General features: G+C 54.6%; 21 protein-coding genes. 13 read left to right on the top strand and 8 right to left on the bottom strand.

Features of this window, described 5'->3' with window-relative positions:
* Nucleotides 1-157 precede the first annotated feature (157 nt).
* The 4 genes from trpD to rpsT form a co-directional block, all read right to left on the bottom strand.
* Nucleotides 158-1,177, bottom strand: a complete 1,020-nt coding sequence (gene trpD, locus KKG35_16425) for an anthranilate phosphoribosyltransferase (GenBank protein MBU1739715.1) — start codon at nt 1,175-1,177, stop codon at nt 158-160.
* Between the two features lie 13 nt (nt 1,178-1,190).
* Nucleotides 1,191-1,775, bottom strand: coding sequence for an aminodeoxychorismate/anthranilate synthase component II (locus tag KKG35_16420; protein ID MBU1739714.1), 585 nt, complete (start codon nt 1,773-1,775; stop codon nt 1,191-1,193).
* Nucleotides 1,776-1,780: 5 nt separating this feature from the next.
* Nucleotides 1,781-3,274 (bottom strand): anthranilate synthase component I, encoded by a 1,494-nt coding sequence (trpE, locus tag KKG35_16415; protein MBU1739713.1) that lies wholly within the window; start codon nt 3,272-3,274, stop codon nt 1,781-1,783.
* Nucleotides 3,275-3,458: 184 nt separating this feature from the next.
* A complete protein-coding gene (gene rpsT, locus KKG35_16410) occupies nt 3,459-3,722 on the bottom strand; it encodes a 30S ribosomal protein S20 (GenBank protein ID MBU1739712.1) in 264 nt (87 codons plus the stop codon).
* A gap of 538 nt (nt 3,723-4,260) precedes the next feature.
* Between rpsT and cdaA the strand changes: the two genes are divergently transcribed.
* Genes cdaA through KKG35_16390 form a run of 4 tightly spaced genes read left to right on the top strand, consistent with a single transcriptional unit; the run spans nt 4,261 to nt 8,141 of the window.
* A complete protein-coding gene (gene cdaA, locus KKG35_16405) occupies nt 4,261-5,049 on the top strand; it encodes a diadenylate cyclase CdaA (protein ID MBU1739711.1) in 789 nt (262 codons plus the stop codon).
* On the top strand, nt 5,025-6,056 hold the full coding sequence (locus KKG35_16400; protein ID MBU1739710.1) for a YbbR-like domain-containing protein: 1,032 nt from the start codon (nt 5,025-5,027) through the stop codon (nt 6,054-6,056). The genes cdaA and KKG35_16400 overlap by 25 nt, the downstream gene beginning before the upstream one ends.
* On the top strand, nt 6,056-7,408 hold the full coding sequence (locus KKG35_16395; protein ID MBU1739709.1) for a phosphoglucosamine mutase: 1,353 nt from the start codon (nt 6,056-6,058) through the stop codon (nt 7,406-7,408). Before KKG35_16400 ends, KKG35_16395 begins: the two co-directional genes overlap by 1 nt.
* 1 nt (nt 7,409) lies before the next feature.
* Complete coding sequence (locus KKG35_16390; GenBank protein ID MBU1739708.1) at nt 7,410-8,141, top strand: TlyA family RNA methyltransferase; 732 nt, start codon at nt 7,410-7,412, stop codon at nt 8,139-8,141.
* Nucleotides 8,142-8,200: 59 nt separating this feature from the next.
* Here KKG35_16390 and KKG35_16385 read toward each other — a convergent pair whose 3' ends face one another.
* The gene (locus KKG35_16385) at nt 8,201-9,913 is read right to left on the bottom strand and encodes a GAF domain-containing protein (GenBank protein ID MBU1739707.1); all 1,713 of its coding nucleotides are present in this window, start codon (nt 9,911-9,913) and stop codon (nt 8,201-8,203) included.
* An 82-nt stretch (nt 9,914-9,995) separates the two neighbouring features.
* Complete coding sequence (locus tag KKG35_16380; protein MBU1739706.1) at nt 9,996-10,400, bottom strand: hypothetical protein; 405 nt, start codon at nt 10,398-10,400, stop codon at nt 9,996-9,998.
* A 127-nt stretch (nt 10,401-10,527) separates the two neighbouring features.
* Between KKG35_16380 and KKG35_16375 the strand changes: the two genes are divergently transcribed.
* Both KKG35_16375 and KKG35_16370 read left to right on the top strand, forming a co-directional pair.
* The gene (locus KKG35_16375) at nt 10,528-11,196 is read left to right on the top strand and encodes a DUF3047 domain-containing protein (GenBank protein ID MBU1739705.1); all 669 of its coding nucleotides are present in this window, start codon (nt 10,528-10,530) and stop codon (nt 11,194-11,196) included.
* Nucleotides 11,197-11,398: 202 nt separating this feature from the next.
* The gene (locus tag KKG35_16370; GenBank protein ID MBU1739704.1) at nt 11,399-11,578 is read left to right on the top strand and encodes a hypothetical protein; all 180 of its coding nucleotides are present in this window, start codon (nt 11,399-11,401) and stop codon (nt 11,576-11,578) included.
* On the opposite strand, the gene KKG35_16365 is transcribed toward KKG35_16370, so the two are convergent.
* Complete coding sequence (locus tag KKG35_16365) at nt 11,560-12,675, bottom strand: FAD-dependent oxidoreductase (protein MBU1739703.1); 1,116 nt, start codon at nt 12,673-12,675, stop codon at nt 11,560-11,562. The genes KKG35_16370 and KKG35_16365 overlap by 19 nt on opposite strands.
* Nucleotides 12,676-12,906: 231 nt before the next feature.
* Here KKG35_16365 and KKG35_16360 point away from each other — a divergent pair, with 231 nt between their 5' ends.
* From KKG35_16360 to KKG35_16350, 3 genes are all read left to right on the top strand, one after another.
* A complete protein-coding gene (locus KKG35_16360; protein ID MBU1739702.1) occupies nt 12,907-13,233 on the top strand; it encodes a hypothetical protein in 327 nt (108 codons plus the stop codon).
* 231 nt (nt 13,234-13,464) lie between these two features.
* Nucleotides 13,465-13,938, top strand: a complete 474-nt coding sequence (locus tag KKG35_16355) for an SH3 domain-containing protein (GenBank protein ID MBU1739701.1) — start codon at nt 13,465-13,467, stop codon at nt 13,936-13,938.
* A 511-nt stretch (nt 13,939-14,449) separates the two neighbouring features.
* Entirely contained in the window at nt 14,450-15,073 is a 624-nt protein-coding gene (locus KKG35_16350; protein MBU1739700.1) for a hypothetical protein, read from the top strand.
* Nucleotides 15,074-15,100: 27 nt separating this feature from the next.
* Here KKG35_16350 and KKG35_16345 read toward each other — a convergent pair whose 3' ends face one another.
* Complete coding sequence (locus tag KKG35_16345) at nt 15,101-18,022, bottom strand: DEAD/DEAH box helicase (GenBank protein MBU1739699.1); 2,922 nt, start codon at nt 18,020-18,022, stop codon at nt 15,101-15,103.
* A gap of 216 nt (nt 18,023-18,238) precedes the next feature.
* Here KKG35_16345 and KKG35_16340 point away from each other — a divergent pair, with 216 nt between their 5' ends.
* From KKG35_16340 to KKG35_16325, 4 genes are all read left to right on the top strand, one after another.
* Complete coding sequence (locus KKG35_16340) at nt 18,239-19,918, top strand: prephenate dehydrogenase/arogenate dehydrogenase family protein (GenBank protein MBU1739698.1); 1,680 nt, start codon at nt 18,239-18,241, stop codon at nt 19,916-19,918.
* 346 nt (nt 19,919-20,264) lie between these two features.
* Nucleotides 20,265-21,854 carry a DUF445 family protein gene (locus KKG35_16335; protein MBU1739697.1) on the top strand — a complete coding sequence of 530 codons (1,590 nt, stop codon included), beginning with the start codon at nt 20,265-20,267 and terminating at the stop codon, nt 21,852-21,854.
* A gap of 358 nt (nt 21,855-22,212) precedes the next feature.
* Nucleotides 22,213-22,458, top strand: coding sequence for a CopG family ribbon-helix-helix protein (locus tag KKG35_16330; GenBank protein ID MBU1739696.1), 246 nt, complete (start codon nt 22,213-22,215; stop codon nt 22,456-22,458).
* On the top strand, nt 22,451-22,729 hold the full coding sequence (locus KKG35_16325; protein MBU1739695.1) for a type II toxin-antitoxin system RelE/ParE family toxin: 279 nt from the start codon (nt 22,451-22,453) through the stop codon (nt 22,727-22,729). The genes KKG35_16330 and KKG35_16325 overlap by 8 nt, the downstream gene beginning before the upstream one ends.
* The last annotated feature ends 207 nt before the right edge of the window (nt 22,730-22,936 follow it).

The following is a 22,936-nucleotide window of genomic DNA, read 5'->3' as shown; positions in this document are numbered from 1 at the left end:
GAATCCAGAAGTCAGAAGCCAGGAGAAAAGCTTTAAAATCAGTCATTCTGACTACTGGTTTCTGACTTCTCATCATGGACTACCACTATGACTCTGAACTATTTTACGACAGCAAATCGACACCATAAGACAAGTCGGAAAATTGAGTTATAAAATCTCAACTCTTCCCAAACGTTATCAGGGCATCCATTCTGGCCAGGGCCGCGCCGCTCAACACTGTCTGCCGGGCGAGGGTGATCCCTGACTTGAGATCAGCGCTCCTGCCGGCAGCCATGATGGCGGCTCCGGCATTCATCAGGACCATATCCAGGCATGGCCCCTCTTCCCCGCCGACAATCCGGCGAATATGGGCCGCCGCATCCGCTGCGTTCTCCTCCCCTTTGATGTCAGCGACTGTTGCCCTTGAGAGACCGACTTCCTCCGGGGTTACCGTGTAATTTCTGACCGAACCGTCAAGCCATTCAGAAACCCTGGTTGACCCGGTAATCGTGATCTCATCCATGTTGCCTTCACCGCAGACAACCAGGGCCCTTCTCGCTCCGAGTCTGCCCAGTACCGCCGCGAGCTTCTCGGTGAGACCGGGATCGAACACCCCCATCACCTGAACATTGGCCCCGGCGGGATTGGTAAGCGGCCCGAGAATATTGAAAACCGTCCTGATACCTATCTCCCGGCGTGGCCCGATGGCGTGCTTCATCGCCGCATGCATGACCGGCGCGAACATGAAACCGATTCCAATCCGGCTGATGCATTCACCGACCTCTTCCGGGGTGAGCGCAAGATCGACGCCCAGCGCCTCCAGAACATCTGCGCTGCCGCAATGGCTGGAAACGGAGCGGTTGCCGTGCTTGGCCACCGGGATCCCCGCGCCGGCGACAACGAAGGCCGAAGCAGTCGACACATTAAAGGTGCCGGAACCGTCACCCCCGGTGCCGCAGGTATCGACCAGCACCTCACCCGCCACCTTCACCTCAACCCTGGACGCCTTGTCGCACATGACCTTGGCCGCCCCGACAATCTCATCGATGGTTTCGCCTTTCATCCGCAGGCCGGTGATGAAGGACCCGATCTGGGCCTGGGTGCACTCCCCGCTCATGATCTCATCCATCACCGCCACCATCTCATTCTCATCAAGATCGGTTCCGGTGACGACTTTGGCAATCGCTTCTTTAATCATCTTTCCTCCGCACTTATCTGAGCATTTTCTCATATTCTGGAGAAATAAAATTCTTCAACAACCGGACGCCTTCGGGTGTCATGATCGATTCCGGGTGGAACTGGACGCCCTCAACGGCCAGAGTCTTGTGCCGGACCCCCATCAGCTCATCCTGATCGGAGACCGCGGTGACTTCAAGACAATCCGGCAGCGTCGCCCGGTCAATCACCAGCGAATGATAGCGCATCGCGTCAAACGGCGACGGCAGCCCGGTGAAAACGCCTTTGCCGTCATGGCTCACCGGGCTGGTCTTCCCATGCATCAACCGCCCGGCACGGACCGTGTTGCCGCCAAAGGCCTCACCAATGGACTGATGCCCGAGGCAGACGCCGAGGATCGGGATTTTGCCCGCGAAATGCCTGATGGTCTCGATGGAAATACCGGCCTTGGCCGGAGTGCAGGGACCGGGGGAGATGAGAATCCGGTCGGGAGCAAGCGAGGCGAGATGTTCAATACCGACCTGGTCATTCCTGAAGATCTCCATCCTGGCGCCGAGCCCGCCGATGGTCTGTACGATGTTGTAGGTAAAAGAATCGTAATTATCGATGATCACTATCATAAGTTTCAGCCCGCTCCGGTAATATCCGTCCACTTTTCGGCAAGCTCTACCGCCCGGCGCAATCCCATGGATTTATTGATGGTTTCCTGGTATTCGGACCGGGGGTCGGAATCGGCAACAATCCCGGCTCCCGCTTGGATCCAAAGATCCTTCCCCTTGAGAATAAAAGTCCTGATCGTGATACAGAAATCCATATTCCCGGAAAAACCGAAATATCCAACCGCACCGGCGTAAGGGCCGCGTCGTTCCGGCTCAAGCTCTTCAATAATCTCCATTGCCCTGATCTTCGGCGCCCCGCTGACCGTACCGGCGGGAAAACAGGCCCTGATCACGTCAAACTGGTCTTTGCCCTCGGCGATCCGGCCATGGACTCCGGAAACAATATGCATCACATGGCTGTATCGCTCAACCACCATCAGGTCGCGGGTCTCCACCTGACCGTGTCCGGCTACCCGGCCGGTATCGTTCCGGCCGAGATCAACCAGCATCAGGTGTTCCGCCCGTTCCTTGGGGTCGGCGAGAAGTTCTTGTTCAAGGCGGCGGTCCTCTTCAGCGGTCGCGCCGCGCGGTCTGGTGCCGGCAATCGGCCGCAACTCAATTTCACCCTGTTCAAGCCGGACAAGGATCTCCGGGGATGATCCGATATGCACCAGGTCTCCCTGTTTCAGGAAGAACAGATAGGGGCTGGGATTGATATGCCGGAGGGCTCGGTAAAGGCGGAAAGGCGGCAGTTCGGTTACCGCATGGAACCTCTGGGACAGCACCACCTGAATGATGTCGCCGGCCAGGATGTATTCCTTGGCCTTGACCACCATCTCGTGAAAAGAGTCCTCACTCATGTTTGAGGAAAACTCGTGGCTCACCGGTCCCCCTTGTTCCGGAGGCACCGAAACCGGCGCATGCAGCCGGGCGATGATCGCATCAATTCTGGCAACTGCGGCCAGATACTGATCGTCAAACCCCTCCTCCCGATCAACCTCAACACAGTTAACGATGGTCAGGGACTGTTTCAAGTTATCATAGATCAGAACGATCCTCGGGATCATGAAAGAGCTGTCGGGAAAACCGGACAGAGTCCGGCTGATTTCAGGTATTTTTTCCATGAACCGGATCATGTCATAGCCGAGAAAACCCACCGCACCGCCGTAGAACCTTGGCAGAAATTCAGCCTGAGCGCTCACCTGGTACGTTTCTAGCAACTCCTGCAGCAGATCAAGGGGATTTCCGGCCATCTCCTCAACCTGGCCGTTTCTTTTCACCCGGACCTGGTCCCCGGCGCTCTCGAAGATAACCAGCGGATCAAAGCCCACAAAAGAATAACGCCCCCATTTTTCACCCCCCTCTAGGCTTTCAAAGAGGAAGGCATGGGATTCATTTCCGGCGATCTTGGCAAAAACCGTCAGGGGTGTGTCAAGGTCGGCGACAATCTCACGGTAGACGGGAACAAGACCCGCTTCGCCGGCAAGTTTTCTAAAAACCGACTGCGCTGGTTGATGCATGATGCAACCCTGTAGATGGATGACGGGGAAAAAAGAAAAAGCCATGGCAAGGGAACTCCCTTATCATGGCTTCTGGCATGGAAAAATTCATATACATCGTCCGGTGTTCCCGGTAAAGGTCAAACCTGGCGACAGGGCAACTTTAACAGCGTCTCGGAAAGAGCGGTTGCCACCTGGTGGAACCTTACTGGGAAATTGCGTTGACCCGCCTGGTCAGCCTGGAAATGCTCCGGGAGGCGTTCTTTTTGTGAATGGTCCCTTTGCCGGCTTTGGCAATCACCGGCACGGCGACGGCGAGGGCGGCGCGCGCAGCGTCAACCTGGTTCTGTTCAACCGCGGAATTAATCGCCTTGATTGCTTTCTTTACTCTGGATTTCATCGCCCTGTTGTTTTCACGACGGACCAGACTCTGACGTTGCCTTTTCAAGGCAGATTTATGATTAGCCAAAACCAAACTCCTGTTTAACTTAATGATATCAACTATTTATCTTGTTGCTGAACCTCGGCTGCGACCATTCAGCACCCTTCCAACGGGAAATAAACACAACGAAAGAGAGCGAAATTAAATGAATTGTCAACAAATGTCAAGCGACTTTCACCCTACGGATATAAGTTTCGTACGAGCAAAAAAAATGTTGCTCAACTGAATCATCATGGACATTAAGAGCGAGTGATCGCATAAAAAAAATCACCTCGCCAATGGATGAATGCAAGAGCTTGAATTCTGATTTTTTTTTAAGAAATCAGAGGTTTACCCTTGCCTTACAACCTTTTTCCAGTATATATATTTATAATCTGCCTGCAATTTAATGCGCATCCCGATCGTCCGGCGGCGGCTCCATCTTCTCTCCGGATGAATGGCTTCAGGCTTCAGCCCGGGAGACCTCAGAAGCCATAATTTCCCGCAATAACGGGCAGAAGATTTTTTTTCGTTCCGGTAAGACCTGCTTACCTTTAGATTATTTTTAGGATGGCCGACTCAGCATATGTTTGAAATTCTCCGATCACTGCGCGTTCAGGACATACTGGATATCATGATCGTCTGGTTTATAGTTTACCGGGTGCTTCTGATTATCCGGGGAACCCGGGCTGCGCAGATGCTGGCCGGCATAGGCATCATTATCATTGCATACTTCTGCGCCAGAGTTTTTGAGTTCCTGACTCTTTACTGGCTTCTGAACACTTTTCTCAGTTCCATATTCCTGATCATCATCATTATTTTTCAGCGCGATATCCGACGCGCCCTCACCCAGGTCGGGCAGACCCCTTTCACCAAAAATTACGAAGACACCGTTCACTCCATGGAAGAAGTGGTCGGAGCGGCAACCTATATGGCCAGAAAAAGAACCGGCGCCCTGATTGTTCTTGAGAGGGAGACCGGGCTCAAGGACTATCTGGAATCAGGACACCGGCTCGACAGCATCCTGAGCCGGGAACTCCTGGTCAGCCTGTTTCATCATGAATCACCGCTCCATGACGGCGGAGTAGTCGTCAGAAACGGACGGATTCTCACTGCGGGGTGCGTTCTGCCGCTCACCAAAAACCCGTATATCAGCAAAAGGCTGGGGACCCGGCACCGAGCGGCGATCGGCCTTTCCGAGGAGACCGATGCCGTGATCGTTGTCGTCTCCGAGGAAACCGGACATATTTCTTTAGTGCAGCATGGAGCCATCACCTCCGACCTCGACGAATCAACATTGCGAAACAGGCTTGAAGCCATTTTTGTTCCCCAGGAATATCAAAAGAATTTATGGAAAAGCTGGATAAACAGATAACCTCAAGACTCCGCTTCCCCGAGATCTGGAGCTGGCCGAAGGACTGGATCCTCAAACTGGTCTCCCTGTTCTTTGCGATTCTGCTCTGGTATTTCGTGGTCGGCGCCGACAAGGTGGACATGACCGTCCAGGTTCCGCTGGAGATCATCAACCTGCCCCAGAACCTGGTCATTTCCAACCAGTTCAAGAAACAGCTGGAGGTCACGGTCAACGGCCCGCGCGGCATGGTCCGGGGCCTTGAGACCCAGCGGATCACCAGGCCGGTCGATCTGTCGGCGGCCCAACCGGGGAACCGGACCATCCAGAACAAGGAAGACTCCATCAAATTCCCCCGTGGGATCAAGGTCCTGCGGATCCAGCCGGCCAACCTGACCCTGCTCATCGACCGCATGCTGGATAAAGAGCTGCCGATCAAACCGGTTATCCAGGGGCAGCCGGATCAGGGTTACGAGGTAGCCTCGGTGGTGACCGAACCTTCAACCTTAAGTGTTGCCGCGCCGGCGGCGATTATCGGCGACGAGATTTTCCTTTCCACCCAACCTGTGAACATCAACGGGCTGAAATCGAACCTGACCAAACAGGTCACCCTCGACATCAAACCCGAGATCGCCGAGCGCGTCGGCGAGACGGTGATCAGCGTCAGCGTCATCCTCAGGGAGAAACGGTTGCCGAGCGAAGCCACCAATATTCCGATCCAGTTCAACCACGAGATGGAACGAACCACTTATCGCCTTGAACCACAATCCGTTTCCGCGAAAATAGATGTCCCCTACAGCATGCGAAAAACAATTCCGCAGGGCGACCAGTTTACCGCATCCATTGAAGCCGCTAATCTGCCGCCGGGAAAACACCTCCTCCCGGTCATGGTGACGCATCCTCTGGAAGATGTCAAAATCGTAGAGGTGATCCCGCCCGCGATTACCATCAATATCAGCGAACCGAAACCACTGCTGAAAAGAAAACCGGAACCGGTCCGGGTGATTATCCGGAACGGCCCGGACAAATAATGCGCAGATTATTCGGCACAGACGGTATCCGGGGGGTTGCCAACATCTTCCCGATGACCACGGAAATCGCAATGCAGGTCGGCCGGGGGATTGCCTTTCTCGTCAAGGACATGAAGCATGGCCACCGGATCGTAATCGGCAAAGACACCAGGCTTTCCGGGTATATGATCGAAAATGCACTCGCCTCGGGCATCTGTTCGATGGGCGTCGATGTACTCTTAGTCGGCCCGCTGCCGACACCGGGCATCGCCTTTATCACTACCGGCATGCGGGCCGATGCCGGGGTTGTGATCTCCGCCTCGCACAACCCCTTCCAGGATAACGGGATCAAGATCTTCTCCCGCGACGGCTTCAAGCTCCCGGATCGCCTCGAAGAAGAGATCGAAGATCTCATTTTCTCCCAGAAGATGGCCGCCCTGCGGCCTGTTGCTGAAGAGATCGGCCGCGCTACCAGAATCGATGATGCCCGGGGGCGCTATATCGTCTTTCTGAAAAACACCTTTCCCAAGAATTACACCCTGGACGGTTTTCACATTGTCCTTGATTGTGCCCACGGGGCAACCTACGGCGTGGCCCCCCATGTTTTCGAGGAACTCGGGGCCAAGGTTACCGCCATCGGCGTGACTCCGAACGGCAGAAATATCAACGATGAGTGCGGTGCTCTCTACCCGCAGTTGATGGCCGAGAAGGTAAGAGAGCTCAATGCCGATATCGGCATTGCCCTTGATGGTGACGGCGACCGCCTGATCGTTGTCGACGAGAAGGGTGAAATCGTCGATGGCGACCAGATCATGGCTCTTTGCGCCTCCGATCTGATGATTCGCCGCAAGTTACGCAAAAAAACCCTGGTGGCGACGGTCATGAGCAATCTCGGCCTGGAGGTGGCAATGACCGATATCGGGGCGAAACTTGTCAGAACCAATGTCGGAGACCGCTATGTTGTCGAAGAAATGCGAAAAAACGACTACTGTTTCGGCGGTGAACAGTCGGGCCATCTGATCTTTCTCGATCACAACACCACCGGTGACGGCATTCTCGCTGCGCTGCAGGTCCTGGCAATCATGATCAAGAGAGAAAAGCCCCTCTCCGAACTGGCCGGGATCATAGAACTCTTCCCCCAGACCCTCAAAAATGTCCGGACCAGTCGCCGGATTGTCCCCGAAAGCATCAAGGGCTTTGCCGAACAGGTAACGGCCCACGAGAGAAAACTGGGCCGCCGGGGCCGGATTCTGGTGCGACCTTCAGGAACCGAGCCGGTGATCAGGGTCATGGTAGAAGGCGCCAATGAAACCTTGATCCACTCCATCGCCGACGACCTCTGCGAGACGATCAGAAAAGCTGATTGTCAGTAAATTGAAAATCCGACTGGATAAATTGCTTGTCGAACGGAATCTGGCCGAAAGCCGACAGAAGGCGCAGGCCCTGATCCTCGCCGGCCAGGTTTTCGTCAACGGCCAGCGGGCCGACAAGGTTGGAAGCCAGTTTCAAATCAACGCTGAAATTGAGGTCAGGGGCAGCATCAATCCTTATGTCAGCAGAGGAGGATTGAAACTTGAGGCGGGCCTTGATTATTTTCAGATCGACCTGAAAGGGTTCACCTGCATAGATTTCGGCGCCTCCACCGGCGGTTTTACCGACTGCCTGCTCCAGCGTGGAGCGGCTAAAGTATGGGCGATTGACGTCGGCTACGGCCAACTGGCCTGGAAACTCCGGCAAGACGAGCGAGTGGTAGCGATGGAAAGGACCAACGCCCGCCATCTCACCCCGGGTGATTTCCCGGCCCTTTTCGACCTGGCGGTGATCGATGCTTCCTTCATCTCGCTGGAAATCCTTCTCGAACCGGCTAAACGTCTGCTGGACAAACATGGCATGATCATCGCGCTGGTCAAGCCACAGTTTGAAGTTGGAAAAGGGTTGGTCGGCAAAGGCGGAGTGGTCAGGGATGAGGAACTGCGCAATGAGATGGTCAGGAAAATTGAAACATTCGGTCAAACGATCGGCCTTGCCTGCAAAGGTTCAATTCCTTCGCCGATTCAGGGCCCTAAAGGCAACCAGGAGTATCTGGTCTGCTTCACCCTGACCTGAAAAAAACAGCCGGATTACACCCCTGCAAACCGGACTCACCACCGCTGCGGGCATCAAAATCAGTTGCGGTCTTTGAGGCATTCCTTTTTATCACGGGAGCAGTCGATCCTGATTTTCTCGCCCTTCCAGTCGAAATCATCACGCTGTCTTTCCGAAAGGTTCCGGCAGCCATAATACTGCACCAGCCCCGACCGGACCAGAAGATCACAAATTTCTTCATCAAGATGATTATCCTTCACCATAAACCCAAGGATTTTCATGGACTCCGACAGCTTTTTCCCGGGTTTGTAGGGCCGATCTGCCGCAGTCAGCGCCTCAAAAACATCTGAAACGGCGAGAATCCTCGACTGGACCGGGATTTCATCTCCTTTCAGCCCTTTCGGATAGCCTGTTCCATCCATCTTCTCATGATGCATACCGGCGTAATCCGGAACTCTGGCGAGCTTTTTCGGGAATGGAAGCTTTTCCAGCATTTTAATGGTCAGGCTGACGTGGTTGTTGATGATCGCCCGTTCGGACTTGTTGAGAGTGCCTTTACGAATGGAAAGATTTTCCACCTCCTCTGCGGTCAGCAGGGGTTTCCTGCTCCCTTCTGCTCCGTAATGGTGGTTTGTAAGCTCCTCAATCATCCGGATCTTGTCATCCGGCAGAAATTCTCCACCGATATTCACTTTGCTTAGAAATGACAGAATCCCATCGAGTCTGTTAAGGTCTTCAGCGGGCGGTTCATATGCCCCACCCCGATCCGCCAGCTGTGCTTTAAGTTTTCCGATCTCCGCTTCTCTCTTCAGGATCTCTATCCTCGCCTCCACCAGACCGATCCGGTCGAAAATGGTCTGCAGCTTGGTGGCCTTGTCGACTACATACTCCGGGGTGGTCACCTTGCCGACATCATGCATCCAGGCGGCCATTTTCAATTCAGCCAGTTCATCATCAGAGAAACTGACTCCTGAAAAATGCCCAGACTCATCCCGGTTGATTTCTCTGGCAATCAGGGTTGTGAGTTCGGCGACCCGTGAAACATGACCGGCGGTATAAGGGGATTTCTCGTCAATGGCTGCGGCGATGGCCCGTAAAAATGCGTTTAACAGGTTTTCGAGCTCACCAACCAGCCTGACGTTGGTGATGGCGATGGCCGCCTGTGACGCAAGGCTTGTGATATCGGCAATCTCATGATCGTCAAAACTCTCCACCTCTCCGCTTTCCCGGTTCCGGGCATTCAGAAGCTGGAGCACCCCGATCACTTCATCTTCATGGTCCCGCATCGGGATCAGGAGCATCGATTTTGAGTGATATCCGGTGGTGGCATCAAAATCGCGCGTCCCCTGAAAATCAAAATCGGCGCGGTACACATCGTCGATGTTAACGGGCTTTCCCATCAAGGCGCAGTGGGCGGAAACATTGCGGTGGTTCTCAATCCCCTCGGGCCCTTTCAATGGCACCGGCGGCCAGCTGATCCGCTCACCCGTCCCCCCCATCCGCAAATCCAGTGAATCATTCTGGACGATTTTGAACTCCAGATGATCATCTTCCGTTTTGATATAGAGGGCGCCGCCGTCGGCGTTGGTGAAACGGCGTGCTTCGCTGACGATCATTTCCAGCAGCCGGTCGAGATTCTTCTCGGCGGAAAGGGCCATCCCGATCTTGACCAGCTCCTGGATCCGGTCCAGCTGATTCTCGGCAAAACATCGGACCTCATCGACCACGGCCTCTTCCAGACCACGCAGAAGGGGTGAATTTTTCAGCCAGCTGTCAATCTTCCCAGTTTGCATTGCTTCCTCGCGGTTTTTTCATTTCGGCCAGGTTGCAGTAGGGCAGCCCCATTCCTTGAAAGTATGGCAGATGCCCTTTTGATTACTTTGCTTCCAGCCAGTCTCCAGTATGGGCATTAAAGCCAAATATTCTCCGAACGGTTACAACCGATGCCGCATTGCCATCAACTTGAATTTCATCTATCAGCTCATTAAATCCGAGGTTCTCTTTTCTCCACTCGTTGGTTAAAGCACTGAACCCCAGCAATCGTTTATTGGTCACGACCACAGCCACATTGCCATTCGCTCCCTTTTTCAATACCTTTTCGTTGTGTCCCAGGCTTTCCGACACCCAGTTATTTTTCAGACTGGAGAAGGCCAGAATTTCATCTGGCTGAATAACGAGAAGTACTTCAGAAACAACGTCTTCGGCAAAAATCACCGTCGGGATAAAGGATGCCGCCAGGAGAAAAAATACTATGGTAAACATCGACTTCTTAAGCTTCATAATTTGAAACCATATGATTAATTATCTTGAGACATCCGGTTTTTTATTGAATTATAAATCCATGATCAAGTTATGATAATCGTTCCTTCACATTATCCGAAAAACTTTTTTTACTCCGGGAAAAAATTTGAGAACAATACCGTCGTCCCCTCTTCTGGTTCTTACTTCCCTCATGCTCTCCCTGTCGGGTTCTCTCCATCAGGCAGCCGCTGCTGAACCTGTCCTGATCGATGATTTCAGTAACGGCATTAGCGCCGGTTGGGAACCAAAGATCTTCAAGGGCGAAACATCTTACCGGGTCGGGGCTAGGGACAATGTTCCCTGCCTTGAGGCCGCGGCCAATAACTCCGCTTCCGGGATGTTCTACAAGATTGATTTCGACCCCGAGGAATACCCGGTCCTGAGCTGGAGCTGGCAGGTGGACAACATCCTCAGTAAAGGAGACGCCAGGACCAAAGCGGGCGATGATTATGCCGCCCGGGTCTATGTGGTCTTTCCCGCCCTTTTCTTCTGGAACACAAGAGCGCTCAACTACATCTGGGCAAACCGTCTGGGAAAAGGGTCGGCCATCAAAAGCAGTTATACCGGAAATGCTGTGATGATCGCCGTCGATAGCGGCAACAAGAACCTTGGCACCTGGCAGCACTATCGGATGAACATCCGTGAGGATTTCATCAAACATTTCGGATACCAGCCGCCACGGGCCGGCGCGGTGGCCATCATGACCGATACCGACAACACCGGGGAATCCGCCTCGGCCTGCTTCGGCCCGATCAGGCTCATACCGGCGGAATAAACGCACCCGGATGATTGTGGGCAGGAATGAACTTCGACCTGCCGGATATGGGAAGACAGAAGCCAGGAGTCAGAAGCCGGAATGATAATCAAAACTCAACTTTCCGACTTGTCTTATGGTGTTGATTTGCTGTCATAAAATGGTTCATAGCCATAGTGGCGTTCCATGATGTGAATTCAGAAGCCAGTAGCCAGAATCCAGAATGACTGATTTTAATACTTTTCTCCTGGCTTCTGCCTTCTTGCGGGATACAGGCACCAAAAAATCGCCAAAACCCCTTTATGATCTGGAGATCAACCTGACGCAGAAAGTTGAGTCAAAAGAAAACAAATTCGGCACCGGAGACTTCCGGGCATCCCGCACTCATTTCTCCATGGCCTGAAAAAGACGCATGAACTTCCGGTCGATATAGTCCTTGATCGTAAAGGCCAGTTTGCCGCCAAAGGTGATGAAGTATTTATGCAGCACCCCCTCGCCGTTGCCGACGTTGAAGATCAACAGGTATGCACCGCCGGGATCGAACGCCTGCAACGCTCCTCCCTCCATTGCCGCCGTCAGATTGTGAAAGAGCACCGGATTTTCCCGTACCGCGTAGACCCCGACCTTGTCCAGAGGCTTTTCCGCAAAGTGAATGCAATCCCCGCCACCGAAAATTTCCGGGTAGTCCCTGGCCTGCAGAAAACCGTTGACCAGCAAGCCGCCATCCGGCCCAACCGCAAGCTTCGAATCGGCAAAGATCGGTGACGGTTTCACGCCGACGGCCATAAAGATCACGTCAACCTCTTCCCGCGCCCCGCTTTCCAGGGTTACGAAGAAGGTTTCAACCTCCCGGACATATTCCCCCTCACGGATCTCCACCCCGTTTCGCCGCAGAATGTTCCGGACACGTCTTCTCACCGCGGCCGGAAAGCGTTTCATGAATGATGATCCGGCAAAGATGATGATCTGCGGCTGGTACCCGCCATCCAATTCGATAAGCTGCCGGATGTTACCGGCAATCTCCGCCGAGGAAGGCCCCCCGCCGACGATACCGACTGTAATATGCCGCTCCCGGCAGAGTTCAAGCACCCTTTCCCGGGCCATCAGAAGCTTTTCAATGGGCTTTACCGGGAAGATATCGCCACGGTTCTCGGTGATCAGGCTGTTCGGCACATAACTCCCCGCATTCACCGACAGGACGTCGTAGGGGACCGTGCCCCCTGATTTGAGAATCACCTTCCGGGCAACGGGATCGATCCGCTCGGCGGCATCGAGGATGAAGACCCCGCCCTGTCTTTCCACCACCTTCCTCGTGGCAAAGCGGATATCATCCGGAGTATAGGTCATCCCGAGCATGCCCGGCCCCATCCCGGAATAGTAATGATATTCGGATGGCCCGATCACGGTCACGCCATGCCCCTTGTCGACAAAACTCCTCAGGTTGCCCAGGGTGACCATGTGGGCATGCCCTCCCCCGATCAGAACCAGTCTTTTAGACATTTCTCCACCACTCTCCGCCTCGAATTATTGCCTGTCGAAATCAGCGAAATCAAACAGTACAACGATACCACGATCTGAGCAGTTCCTTACAAAGGAAAAAAACCGTCACCGCTCAATTTGATATGCTGATAGAATATTATATCTGAAATAAAATACCAGTGAGAGATATTGACATATATTTCAAAACAGGAATAATTACCGTTAATAAAAACTCAAACAAGGTGAATGATCATGAAAATCAATGTAGACAGGAATGTCGTCGAATTTCTCCCCGGAAATCCCCAGGAAACCGCCGATCTCGAATTGCTTTGGCGGGTCATCGTCGACTGCATGAAGGAAAACAAGAAACTGGTACCGATCGGCGAGTATATCCCGGTAAAGGAGAACCTGGCCCGCTTCACCATCGAAGGAGTGCCCGGCGGCAAAACTACCTGGACCGAGCACACCTCCGACGCTGACTGCACCTATTACTGCTCCACCTGCAACAAGTACATGAACGTCAAGGCCGGGGAGAACATTCCTCTCTGCTGCGGTAGAGAGATGGAAGTCATGGACTGAACCACTGGGGACCCCAAGTTTTTTCAGAGGAAAATTGCTTCATTCCGGGGGGCGTCTCCCCGCGGTAAAACGGTGCTTTGACCGGTTGACTTCCCGACGGGTAAATGATATCGTCTTATTCCATCCGGGCCATGCTGAAAGGGAATATAGAGAGATATTGTCAGGCCCGCTGAGAATGATAAAGCAGTCGCATCATGAACAGATGAATTCCAAATTCCGGGGTGAAGCAAAATGAACTTCCGTACCTTCAGAATGAAATCCCTTATGGTCGTCACCGGCATCTGTCTTTCTTTTCTTCTGGCCTCTGCAGCGACGGCGGCAGAATATACCAGCGTGAAAAGTGACGGGGTCAACATCCGCTCCGGGCCCTCGACCAATGATGAAGTCTTGTGGGAGGTTTTCCAGGGTTTCCCGCTGGAAATCATCAAGCACGACGGAAAATGGGCCCAGTGCCAGGATTTTGAAGGTGACAAGGGCTGGATCCACAGTGATCTTCTTTCCGCTGACAAAACCGTAATCGTCAAAAAGAAGATGGCGAACCTCAGGGCAGGCGCCGGCACGAATTACGAGACCGTGGCCACCGTCAAATACGGCGTGATCTTCACCGCCGTGGAAAAAGACGGCGACTGGCTGAAAGTCAAACACGAAGACGGCACGGTCGGCTGGATCTTCAACACCCTGATCTGGCCTTCCGACCCGATGTAATTTTTCAGAGCGCCAAAAACATCATCGTACAAAAACCCGGCACCCAAAACCGGGTTTTTTTTGTGCTGAAATCACAGGAGCTCAACTTTCCGAAATGTCCTATGAAGTTGATTTGCTGTTATAAAATGGTTCAGAGTCGTAGTGACATTCCATGATGAGAATTCAGAAGCCAGTAGCCAGTAGCCAGAACGACTGATTTTTTCACTCTGCGGGGACTCACTTCGGTACCCCCTTGAGAGGTGTAGGTCTCGATTTCTCGCATACTCGCTCATCGGTAAGAGCAGGCCAGCTTCTCAACTTAAGCTTTACGCTTTTCTCCTGGCTTCTGACTCCTGGCTTCCGGCTAGTTGTGGAACACATGCATTAACAAATCGCCGAAACCCTTTATGATCGGGAGATTAGCAAACTCGGAAAGTTGTGACAGGAATTTTAAGGCTTCCATTTACTGTTTGACCGTTTCGATGAAAAAAAATCCACCCGGCACCAATAAAACTTCATGAAATCGAATAGAATGCTGCTCACTGCTAAGATTCACGCTGCCGCCTGGCGTCGCGGGCGCTGGAGTTGCCTGGCAGCCGGGGGCTCCCTCACCGTTCTTGCCGTTCTGATCTGGATCATCGCCCTGGGCGGAGATGATTTTCTCGGTTTCTCACGTAAAAGCATCGGCACAACGATGCGCCTGGAGGGTTACGCCTTCGGCACCGGATTTATGCTGGCCATCCTTTTGCCGTGGTGTTCAACTCCCGGCGGACCGAAACCGACAAGCCTGAAGATTGCCTTTGCTTTCACCGTCGGCCTGATGAGCCTCATGCTGCTGAGCACGGACCCGGGCTGGTTACTGCTGCTTCAGTACCTCCTTCTGACGGGAATGACCTACCTTGGAGCGTTACTTGATCCCCGGGGAGCCTTTACAACCTCGGCATGGTGGCTGCGCGTTCTCACCGGGACCATCCTATTTGCTTTCGGCACCCAGGTCTTCCACACTCCGCTCCATATCGACAACTGGGATACCGAATCCAGCGTGATCCACCTTGCGATGTTCTACTTCAGTGTGCTGGCGCTGGTTGAATTAAGCGGCATCTATCATCTGCAAAGGGCGGATTGGAACGTATTGCAGGAGGTCTGGAGGCGCTGAAACCCGCCTGAGAGAGCAACAGATTCATTATCCTGCACCGATTCCGAACCTCACCGGGCAGCGGACCAGGCTGCCCGCCTTGTTTTTGAAGAGCAGGTATTCATTTTCAAGTCCGTAAAGATAGATGTCGCGGGTGATCTCCACATCTTTTCTGCAGTATTCGATGATCAGATCGATCCTTCCCTCCTTGTACCACTTGAGGGCCATCAGGCCATCGGCCGATTTTTCGACCCCCAGGGTCTGCCCGGCCAGGTGATCGAGACTCAGACGGTAGCCGAGACGGTTTTTCACCTCCTCCAGGATATCGAGAGTCGGCAGCGAACCCAGATCGAACGCGGTATAGGCCGAGAGGACCCGGTTGTCAAAACGCTTGTTGTTGAAGCCGATCACCAGATCAAGTTCCTGCAGCCGGGCGACCAGATCCCCGATCTCATCGTCACGATAGACAAAGAACTCATCGGGTCCGGAATCATAGAGGACAACGATACTGACCCCCATTTTCTCCGCCTTATGCCAGCCGCCGACTTCGGCCGCAGACCTTCTCGTTTCCACATCGAACACCCCGTACCGGACCGGCATGGCGGGCTCATCGACAACCTCAATCCTCTCACCACCATCCGGCAGCTCCAAACGTTCAACGGAAACACCCCCGTTTGTGCCGAGAAGTCCGTCGAGCAGCCTCAAGGCAGCCGCCTTGTCGATGGGCCGGTTTCCCGACCCGCACTTGGGCGAATGGACACACGACGGGCAGCCGACCTCGCAGGGACATTCGGAAATAGTTGCCCGGCCGCTGTCAAGCAGTTTGCCGATCATTGAAAAAGCCTGGCGGCAGAGGCCGACCCCGCCCGGATGGCCGTCATAGATAAAGACCGCACCGTTCTGAAGCTGTGGATGCCACGGATAGGCGATGCCGCCCACGTCGTTGCGGTCACAGAGGACCAGCAGCGGGAAAATGCCGATCAGGGCATGTTCCAGGGCGTGGATGCCGCCCATGAAGTGGCGCTGTTCATTCTCCATCTCATTCTTAAGCCCCTCCGGGATCTCAAGCCAGAGCCCTTCGGTTTCGAAGATGATCGGGGGCAGATCGAGCTTTTCGGTGCTGATCACCTGATGACCCCGAACCAGTTTTCTCTGAAAGCCGGTCACTTCATCGGTCACCCGCAGACGCCCGAAGCCGACGGTAAATGCATGGTCGCCGGAACTGCTGATCTTCACCCGGTCCAGAAAGGCGAGGATCTCTGTGTCTTTATTGGCCATCGGCCGGGTGAAGTAATTCACATCCTTCCGGACAACCCGGACCTCGAGCCCTTCAAGATCGAGTGAGTTGACGACCCAGGTGGCGCCCCGGTGCAGGTAGACCGCACCCGGATGGCATTCCTTCAGGCACCTCACCCAGTCGGCCCGGCCGAGCAGGGTGTTGTCGGAATCGACCCGGATGGCCAGGGAGCGGCCGCTGCCCCGCAGGTCAACCTCCCGGTGCGGATACTTTCTGACCGTGTACCAGATCTTCCCTTCCGCACTCTGCAGGAGAAGCCCTTCCCCGCGCAGCTCCGCCACCGCCTTCTGTACCGCCTCTCCGTCAAGAATCCTGCTTTCCACCCGCAAGGGCATCTCGGCCGCAGCGCAGATGAGGTGCCTTTTCATGATCTCGGTATTTTCCGGATTGAGCACCGCCGCCTCCACCTCCCGCCGGAAAAAATCAGTCGGGTGCCTCATGAAATACTGATCGAGGGCGTCTTCGTGGCCGACCAGCACAACCAGTGAATCGCGGTGCCGCCGCCCCACCCGCCCGCCCCTCTGCAGGGTCGCCATCACCGAGCCCGGATACCCCGCCAGGATGCAGAGATCAAGCTCACCGATATCGATCCCGAGCTCCAGCGCACTGGTTGAGATCACCCCGAGGAGACTTCCGTCACTCAACCTCGCTTCGATCTCGCGCCGTTCCTCGGGGAGAAACCCAGCCCGATAGGAGGTGAGCTTCGGAGCCAGCTCCCCGATCCTCGCTCGCGTCCAGACATAGATCAGCTCGGTCATCTTCCGGGACTGGGTGTAGACGATGGTCCGTAATCCCCTTTTGATTGCGGCCTCCAGCAGCTGGCAGACCGCACCCGAGGCGCCTTCGCGGGGATCGAGAAAAAGAAAATGCCGCCCGCCGGCAGGTGAGCCGCTTTCGGTGATCACCTCGATTTCCCGCCCCAGCAGGTTTGCCGCAAGCTCCCCCGGATTGCCGACGGTGGCGGAAGAGAGCACATAGACCGGCGCGGAACCGTAATGGCGGCAGATCCTCGCCAGCCGCCGCAGGACCCAGGCCATGTGACTGCCGAAAATACCGCGATAGGTATGGACCTCGTCGATGATCACATGGGTGAGACCCTGCCACAGCCCGGACCAGCGATCGTGATAGCCGAGCATCGAGAGGTGGAGCATATCGGGATTGGTGATCAGGATGTCCGGCGGGTTGTCGCGGATCTTGCGCCGGTGGTGCGAGGAAGTATCGCCGTCGCAGATCGCCCCTCGGGGAACCTTTGTCCCCACGGGCAACAATGCCCCGAGTTCGTCGATCGCCCGGAGCTGGTCCTGGGCCAGCGCTTTCAGCGGGAAAAGGTAGAGGGCCTTCACCGGCTTGCCCTCGATGATTCCGGCGAAGACCGGCAGGTTGTAGATCAGGCTCTTGCCGCTGGCGGTCGGCGTTGCGACCACCACGTCCTTTCCCGCCCGCACCAGATCGACCGCCCGCGCCTGATGGGTATAAAGCCGGCTGATCCCTTGCGCTTTCAGGGCGGACTCAAGCCCGGGCGGCAACGGCAGGCCGGTCTCCCGGAAGAATGCCTGACGGGCGGCGATCTCTTCATGGTGGACAACCTGGGAGCCGAAGGCAGGCGATTCCTTCAGGGATTTTATGTATTCGGCAACGGTGCCGTATTCTGCGCTTGAATTTCTGCGGGACATAAATTTCAGGCCTGAATTTGACATTCGGGAAATATCGATGCTATAAACACTTCTTTTTTATCGGGATTAAATATTAACCGCACTCTTCCAAAACAGGTAACAACAATGTGGAAATATTTTTTCGCAAACGAGTTGACCGCCGCCGGCAGAACAACTAATTAGATATGTACTGATCTGGAAGTGACAGAATAACCAAACAAGCATTCGGAATAAAAAATGACAACCATCGCCACCCTCGGCACGGAAGGCTCCCTCGACTGGGAAGCGGCACGCAGATACCGCCCTGAGGCCCAGATCCGCTCCTTTCCGCATATCAGTGCCATGATCAACGCCTTCAGCCAGGGCCGGACAGACCTGGCGATCATCCCGGCCTACAACACCCGCGACGGCGAGAACAAGGAATTCCTGCGGGCCATGGCCCAGCTTGAAAGCGGTTGCTGGGTGGACAACCTGGTCATGCCCATCCACCTTTCCCTCGGCGCAGTGGACGAAAAATCCGCCATCGACCTGGTCATCGGCAAGCCGCATCTTTTGAAACAATGCTCCGAATTCTTCACCGACAGCTTCCCCGACGCCTCGATCATGGCGACCCAGAACCTTGAACAGGACCTCGCCGCCATCGTCCGGGAACGGAAGATGGGTTGCGGGGTGATCGCCCCCGAGAAAGTTCTCGAAGCTCACGGCCTGGTGATCCGTGAGCGCGAAGTGGCCCCCTTCAACCGGACCAGATACGCCATCCTCGGCCGCAAACCGGCCGCCTCAACCGGCTACGATGCCACGGTGATGATCACCAGACCATTGCGAGACCGGGTCGGGCTCCTTTACGATATCCTCGGCGAATTTTCCCGGCGCGGCATCAGTCTGCTCGACATGCGGACCGAAAGTGATCTGAAAACCCAGGAACTCCTTTTTTACATGGAGGCCGAGGGCCATATCGAAGATCAGAAGATCAAGCTCGCGCTGGAACGGATCGAAAACCACATCATCCAGGAGCCCGGGGCGATCAGAATTCTCGGCAGCTTCCCGCGGATCGACATGCGGACCAAGCTCATCTCAAACGTCGGCTTCATCGGCACCGGCGACATGAGCAAGTGGTTTGCCGAACGGCTTGAAAACGAAGGGTACACGATCACCATGACCGGCCGCAGCACGAAAACCACGCCCGAAGAGATGATCGGCGAGGTGGAGGTGGTGATCATCTGCGTGCCGATCTCGGCCACCCCGGCAACCATTGAGCAGTACGGCCCGCTCCTGAAAGACGGTCAGGCCCTGGTGATCATGGCGGGTGAAGCAGAAAACACGCTCGATACCGCTCTTACCTGCTGCGCCAAAGGGGTCGAGGTGATGCTGGTCCATAACCTGTGGGGCCCGAAAGCCGCGACCATGAAAGACAAGAATGTGTCGGTGGTCAAAACCCCGAGAAGCGGGGTGCTCTGCAGCGAGTTTGAATCGTTTCTGTACAAGCACGGCTCGATCATCTGCAAGGACACCCCGGTCCAGCATGATCTGCTGATGGGTTTCAGCCAGAAACTGCCGACCGCTATTTCGATGGCCATGGCGATGGCCCTGAAAGACAACAACATCTCGACCGATGAGATCGGCGGCCACTCGACCCTCACTTCTCTGTACGGTTTACTTGCCATGTGCCGGGTCCATGCCCAGAACCCGCGAACCTATGGCGAGATCCTCTGCACCCGGGGCGCCGGGCGCAAGATCGTCCGCGATTTTGTGAAAAACCTCACCGCCGTTCTCGACCTTTCCGAAGATGAAAACATAGCGGAACTCTGTAATATCATTGAAGAAAGTCGCGGATTTCTCTCGGAGGATTTCCTCTCCGCCCGGATGAAACAGGCCCTGGCAGTCGACGAGACTCTCGGCCGGGTGATTAAAAATTAAGAGTGAAGAGTGAAGAATTAAGAATTAAAAAGCGGATAGCGGGATGTTGCTCTTAACTTCCGGCTCCTGGCTTCCGGCTCCTGGCTTCTGGCTCCTGGCTTCTGGCTTCTGGCTCCTGGCTCCTGGCTCCTGGCTTCCGGCTCCTGGCTCCTGACTTCTGGCTCCTGGCTCCTGGCTTCCGGCTCCTGGCTCCTGGCTTCTGGCTCCCGGCTCCTGGCTCCCGGCTCCTGGCTCCCGGCTCCCGGCTCCTGACTTCTGGCTCCTGGCTCCTGGCTTCTAAAAACTAAACCCGAGTTCTTTGAAATTATGATCAATACCTTCTCACTCATCATCATCCGCTGATCCCATGCCGCCACTTTACACCTATTTCGCCCCGCCCCTGGTCGGCGCCTTTATCGGCTACATGACCAATTATGTCGCCATCCGGATGCTTTTTCGGCCGCTCAAGCCCTGGCATCTTTTCATGATCAGGATTCCGATGACTCCGGGGGTTATCCCGTCCAAAAGGCATGAGCTGGCCGTGAATATCGGCAGGATGGTCGGCGACCACCTGCTGACCGCCACCGATGTCCAGAAGGCCCTGGGAGAGGAAGCTTTCAGAAAAGAACTGCACTCCCTGATCTCGACCAGGGTCGGCCATTTCTTCGGCCGCGATCTCGGGCCACTTCCCTCCCTCGTACCCGTGAACTTTCAGGACTACTTCAAGGCCGGGATCAGGATCATGCGCTGGCGCACCCTGAAGCATCTGCACAATCATCTGGACAGTGAAGAATTCGCCCGGAGCCTTTCCGGGGCCCTGGCGGAAAGGCTTGATGAAATCCTTGCCGGGAAGCTCGACCAGGCGCTGCCTCCTGAAATGGTCGACCGATTCATGCTCTTCATCGGTGAAACCGCAGGAGACCTGCTCTCCAGTCCGGAGGTGGAACAATGGCTGACCGGCTATCTCGACCACAAACTTGCCGCCCTGCTTGAAGAAGGGCGTTCGCCCGCCGATCTGGTTCCGGCCGATCTGTATGAGCAAACCCTGAATGCCCTGGAGCGCGAAACCCCGGCCCTGTTGCAGAAACTGGCCGCGATGATCCAGGAACCGGTGATGCGTGACCGGATCGCCGGGGCCATCTGCCGGGTGATCGACAATTTTATCGCCTCGCTCGGGCCGATGGCCGCCCTGGTCGGCAACTTCATCAGGCCGGAGGTCATCCAGGAAAAAATTCAGGAGTATCTGGTCCGGAAGGGGAACGATCTGTCGCAATGGCTGTTCGATGAAAAGGTCCAGCTCCGGGTCGCGCAAACCCTGCGCCGGAAGGGTGACGAATTCCTTCATCGTCCATTAAATGAGCTGTTGAAAAATGTCCCGCCGGAGAAAATCGACCGCGGCCGCGTCTGGCTTGCCGAACGGATTCTGAACGTCCTCCGGGACCCGGCCACCGCACGGGCCCTGCACGGGATCATCCGCGAATCGGTACTCGCCCGGCGTGATTTGCCTCTTTCCGATACGATCACTGCCGTCTTCGGCCCGGAAGGGACAACGCAGGCAAAACAATGGGCGACGGATGAAATCCTCTCCCTGGCCCGCTCAAAAAATTTCAAAAGGCTTCTTGACCGGCTGGTCATTGAAATGACCGACGACAAGCTGTTGCAGACACCTATCGGCCGGCTGGAGGATTTTCTGCCGCGCAAGGTTCAGGAGAGTATCAACGACTTCCTCCTGGATCAGGCGGGAGACATCCTGGTGAAAGAAGTGCCGGGGTTGGTCGAGTCCCTGAAGATCAGCGAGATCGTCACCCGCAAGGTTGACTCGCTCGACCTGCTCCGCCTGGAAGGGCTCCTGATGTCGATCATGCAGGAACAGTTCAAATACATCAACCTCTTCGGCGGCCTTTTGGGATTCATCATCGGCCTCCTGAACCTTTTCGTCCTCTTCACCGTCAATTAACCCGGAATTCTCAGACCGCCTTCCTTCTCTTGTTTAAACAGTAGATTCCTTGCCCAAACTCACACACATCAGATGCCCCGGAACTGCAGAAATAATTGAGTAAGGTGTCCCCGAAACTGCGGATCTGTGCTCAAATACAACATGCAGCCATTTTGCCGACATACGCCGTAGAAGCAGGCAGGAAAATGAGGAGACGGAATCGGGAAGATTACGGTGAAGGAGATTACCCCCGGAAAAAGGGGCGATCAGGCATTTTTTTCCTACCAACATTATTGGCAGGAAGATCCTTTAATTTTCATGCCGGCCATGATAACATCAGATTCGATATCAATGTATACAAAATGAATCGAGGTGCATCATGAGTGAAACAACCCTGATTTCCACGAGAGTATCTTCAGAAGTTGCCGAACGTCTGTCGGCTTTATCAGAATCTACCCACCGTTCCAAATCATTTCTGGCAGCCCAGGCAATTGAGGAATTTCTCAATGTCCAGGAATGGCATGTGGAGGCGATCAAGGAAGGAATTGCCGCAGCCAAAAATGGTGATATTAAAAGCCATGAAGAGGCCTTGGCTATTCTCAATACCTGGGGAAAGAATGCGTAAATTGGAATGGACCTCCCCTGCCATTTACGACCTCGTCTCGGCAGGAGAATATATAGCTCAGGAGAATCCGAGTGCGGCAAAGCGGATGGCTGAAAGGGTGAAGGAAACAGTAGAATATCTGGGTGACCACCCTAACCTTGGTAGACCGGGCCGACTTTCAGATACCAAAGAACTCGTGATCTCCGGAACACCGTTTATTGTGGTTTACTGGATACGAAAAGGAGCTATTCAAATACTTCGCCTCCTGCACCACGCCCAGCGCTGGCCTTGACGAAAGTGGCGGCCAGGCTCTTAAATGTTCTAATATCAACTTTCTGAGTTTGGCTAATCTTCCGATATGTTAATCAGCGTGGAATAATGACCCCCTTATGAGAGAAAACAGCGTCGAAAATTGACCCCACAATGTTAACGCTCCATGGTCAAAAAGATCATGGAGGAAAACAAGGATGTTAATTGTGGAGACAATAGCAAAAATACG

This window comes from Pseudomonadota bacterium, assembly GCA_018823285.1.
Lineage (GTDB): Bacteria > Desulfobacterota > Desulfobulbia > Desulfobulbales > JAGXFP01 > JAHJIQ01.
This window is presented reverse-complemented; position numbering and strand designations above follow the sequence as displayed.

Excerpts from the sequence above, each read along its gene's own strand:
- trpD (MBU1739715.1), bottom strand. The coding sequence starts at position 1,177 with ATGATTAAAGAAGCGATTGCCAAAGTCGTCACCGGAACCGATCTTGAT.
- KKG35_16420 (MBU1739714.1), bottom strand. The coding sequence starts at position 1,775 with ATGATAGTGATCATCGATAATTACGATTCTTTTACCTACAACATCGTA.
- trpE (MBU1739713.1), bottom strand. The coding sequence starts at position 3,274 with ATGCATCAACCAGCGCAGTCGGTTTTTAGAAAACTTGCCGGCGAAGCG.
- cdaA (MBU1739711.1), top strand. The coding sequence starts at position 4,261 with ATGTTTGAAATTCTCCGATCACTGCGCGTTCAGGACATACTGGATATC.
- KKG35_16400 (MBU1739710.1), top strand. The coding sequence starts at position 5,025 with ATGGAAAAGCTGGATAAACAGATAACCTCAAGACTCCGCTTCCCCGAG.
- KKG35_16395 (MBU1739709.1), top strand. The coding sequence starts at position 6,056 with ATGCGCAGATTATTCGGCACAGACGGTATCCGGGGGGTTGCCAACATC.
- KKG35_16385 (MBU1739707.1), bottom strand. The coding sequence starts at position 9,913 with ATGCAAACTGGGAAGATTGACAGCTGGCTGAAAAATTCACCCCTTCTG.
- KKG35_16380 (MBU1739706.1), bottom strand. The coding sequence starts at position 10,400 with ATGAAGCTTAAGAAGTCGATGTTTACCATAGTATTTTTTCTCCTGGCG.
- KKG35_16370 (MBU1739704.1), top strand. The coding sequence starts at position 11,399 with ATGACTGATTTTAATACTTTTCTCCTGGCTTCTGCCTTCTTGCGGGAT.
- KKG35_16365 (MBU1739703.1), bottom strand. The coding sequence starts at position 12,675 with ATGTCTAAAAGACTGGTTCTGATCGGGGGAGGGCATGCCCACATGGTC.
- KKG35_16360 (MBU1739702.1), top strand. The coding sequence starts at position 12,907 with ATGAAAATCAATGTAGACAGGAATGTCGTCGAATTTCTCCCCGGAAAT.
- KKG35_16355 (MBU1739701.1), top strand. The coding sequence starts at position 13,465 with ATGAACTTCCGTACCTTCAGAATGAAATCCCTTATGGTCGTCACCGGC.
- KKG35_16350 (MBU1739700.1), top strand. The coding sequence starts at position 14,450 with ATGCTGCTCACTGCTAAGATTCACGCTGCCGCCTGGCGTCGCGGGCGC.
- KKG35_16345 (MBU1739699.1), bottom strand. The coding sequence starts at position 18,022 with ATGTCCCGCAGAAATTCAAGCGCAGAATACGGCACCGTTGCCGAATAC.
- KKG35_16340 (MBU1739698.1), top strand. The coding sequence starts at position 18,239 with ATGACAACCATCGCCACCCTCGGCACGGAAGGCTCCCTCGACTGGGAA.
- KKG35_16335 (MBU1739697.1), top strand. The coding sequence starts at position 20,265 with ATGCCGCCACTTTACACCTATTTCGCCCCGCCCCTGGTCGGCGCCTTT.
- KKG35_16330 (MBU1739696.1), top strand. The coding sequence starts at position 22,213 with ATGAGTGAAACAACCCTGATTTCCACGAGAGTATCTTCAGAAGTTGCC.
- KKG35_16325 (MBU1739695.1), top strand. The coding sequence starts at position 22,451 with ATGCGTAAATTGGAATGGACCTCCCCTGCCATTTACGACCTCGTCTCG.